This is a genomic window from Anaerolineae bacterium (assembly GCA_014360855.1).
Taxonomy (GTDB): domain Bacteria; phylum Chloroflexota; class Anaerolineae; order JACIWP01; family JACIWP01; genus JACIWP01.
This window is the reverse complement of sequence record JACIWP010000383.1, coordinates 1-2,231: the sequence shown is the minus strand read 5'-3', so window position 1 is coordinate 2,231 and position 2,231 is coordinate 1. Positions and strand designations below refer to the sequence as shown.

General features: G+C 62.9%; 4 protein-coding genes. 1 reads left to right on the top strand and 3 read right to left on the bottom strand.

The window, feature by feature from the left end; genetic code table 11:
* Positions 1 to 22: 22 nt before the first annotated feature.
* The 3 genes from H5T60_14265 to H5T60_14255 all read right to left on the bottom strand — a co-directional run bounded on the left by H5T60_14265 (position 23) and on the right by H5T60_14255 (position 2,082).
* Positions 23 to 1,156, bottom strand: a complete 1,134-nt coding sequence (locus H5T60_14265) for a hypothetical protein (GenBank protein MBC7243597.1) — start codon at positions 1,154 to 1,156, stop codon at positions 23 to 25.
* A gap of 201 nt (positions 1,157 to 1,357) precedes the next feature.
* On the bottom strand, positions 1,358 to 1,651 hold the full coding sequence (locus H5T60_14260) for a GYD domain-containing protein (protein ID MBC7243596.1): 294 nt from the start codon (positions 1,649 to 1,651) through the stop codon (positions 1,358 to 1,360).
* Between the two features lie 71 nt (positions 1,652 to 1,722).
* Complete coding sequence (locus H5T60_14255) at positions 1,723 to 2,082, bottom strand: hypothetical protein (protein MBC7243595.1); 360 nt, start codon at positions 2,080 to 2,082, stop codon at positions 1,723 to 1,725.
* On the opposite strand from H5T60_14255, the gene H5T60_14250 reads away from it, so the two are divergent.
* On the top strand, positions 2,083 to 2,231 hold a 149-nt coding region (locus H5T60_14250; protein ID MBC7243594.1), incomplete at its 3' end, for a sugar phosphate isomerase/epimerase. It abuts the gene before it with no gap.

Here is a 2,231-nt window from a genome sequence, read left to right as displayed (position 1 = left end):
GACCCACCGTGGTCGTAAGCGCTCAGGCCGCCGGCTCCTTCAACAGGCTGTACAGCGCCACGTCCACCATGGCCTGCAGGTTTTCCAACGGCGTATCGGGCGGGACCATGTCGCCGGCGGCCAGGATATAGCCGTACGGCCCGCCCTCGCGGCACTTCTGGATGGCCTCCTGCCGCACTTCCTCGACAGTGCCCCGTGCCAGGGTGATGGTATTGACCCCACCCATCAGCGCCACCTTATGTCCAATACGGCGTTTGGCATCCGCCACCGAGACGCCGCCCAAGGGATCCAGCGGTTCCACCACATGCGCGCCGGTCTCGGCGAGCATTTCCAAGATGGGGTTCGAATTCCCACACACATGAATGTAGATGAGAATATCCCTGTCCCTGAAATGCCGGCAGAACGCCTGATAGGCCGGCAGACAGAAGCGTTCGAAATGGGCCGGGCTGATCAGGCTGGCGCTGGCCGCCGGGTCGCCGATATAGAGCGCGTCGATGCCCGTGGTCAGCAGTTTCTCCGCCCGCTGAATCATGGTCTCCACCTGCATCTCCATGACCGCGCGCACAAAATCGGGCTGTTCGATCAGGTCGATCATCGCCTGTACCCGGCCGCGCAGGGCGGTATAGGTGTTCATAGTGATGCCGCCGGGGGCTGATGCGACGAAGCGATGCGGGACGCGTGCCCGTGCCTGGCGCAGTAGCTCCATTTTTTCATCGGTGAACTCGCCGGCCATTTGCTGGAGGCGCTTGCGGGCATCCTCCAACGTCTCGATGGGAGGCGCCGGCACATCGAGGACGAACTCTCCCCCGCCCCAGGCGTCAATTTTGCCCAAGCGCCGGCCGCTTTCATGATCTACCACGATGAGTTCATCGCCCTGCCGCACGACTTTCATGGGCTCGGGCTTGACAAAGAGGCGCAGGCCGTCACAGTTGACCTGTTCCACGAGACGGATGACGTAGTCGTAAATGAGGCCGGGGTCCTCCACACAGCGCCGCATGCCCTCCAGCCAGTCGATGCCGTTCTCGCCGGCGTAGAGGCGGATGGGGAGGTCGTGGCAGATTTGGGGCATGGTGGGGATGCGGGGCGTTGGGAGCCGGCGCATGGCAGCGCGCATCAGCTCCCTGGGTGTCCACTGCGCCTGGGAAGCGGGTTCCATATATCCCTCCGTTGTGGGGTGCTGGGGAAATTATAACAGGATACGTAGGTCTGTCAAACGGATGGCCCGACCAAGATGAGAGGAATTACTCGCTTCCTCGCCTGGAGAAGCGCCGGCCGGGGAGAGGCGCACATCGGACAATCCGCCGGCCGGCGCTTGATAGGACTTCCATGAAGGCGCGGAGGATGAGGTGCTCCCAGGCTATTCCTGCAGGAGCGCCGTGAACTCGTCAAAGGGGATGGCCGTCAGGGTCTGTGTGGATTCCACGCCGAAGCAGTTGGCCAGCAAAGCCACCTTGGCGGCAGTCTTCTCATCCGGAGCCTCGAAGATGTGCAGGAAGTCATAGGGGCCAAGCAGGGCGTAGCTGGCGATGCGCCGCACCTCTGGACAGGTAGTGCGCAGTTTCTGCTCGAACTCGCGATCCATCTCCGCCAGATGGCGCATTTGTGTGATGCCGCGGCGCGAGACCTTGGTCAACAGGACAAAGGTCGCCATATCCCACCTCCTCGTTCGCAGAGCTTCGACCCCATCGTCGAAAGGGACAGCGGCAAGGCCGGCCGGTAGGGTTACGCCAGCCCGAGCCGGCCGATGCGCTCCAGCTCATCCGCGATATCGCGCAGATCCAATTCCTCCAGTCGCCGGCGGGTGGGCCAGCCGGTGCGTGGGTCCCAGCCGCGCAAGGTGTAGTACTCGTCCATGAGCCGGCGGAACCGCTCCACGTCCAGCGCCTGGCGCTCCCCTAGCTCCGGATTGGTCCACCACTCCACCTTCGAGAAGTACGGGATGACCATCTCGTCCATGGCGCGATCTCGGCCGTAATTCCGTACCAGTACCGCGCGCTCTATATTAAACACGCGCTCGGCCATTCGTTCAAATTCTGGCTCGGAGATATCCAGGCGTTCGGCCTCCTGTTGGACACCTTTCACATGAACATCGAGGAAGCCAGCATTCGGCGGGCGGTGCATACCGCCGCGCCGCGTTTATGGCATGTGCATTTGGGAGACAGCAACCGCCTGCCGCCGGGGAAGGGGCACTTCGCCTTTGGGAGGATGCTGCGCGCTCTGGTGGAAGTGGG

Coding starts and splice junctions, on each gene's coding strand:
- H5T60_14260 (MBC7243596.1), bottom strand. CDS start 1,651: ATGGCGACCTTTGTCCTGTTGACCAAGGTCTCGCGCCGCGGCATCACA.
- H5T60_14265 (MBC7243597.1), bottom strand. CDS start 1,156: ATGGAACCCGCTTCCCAGGCGCAGTGGACACCCAGGGAGCTGATGCGC.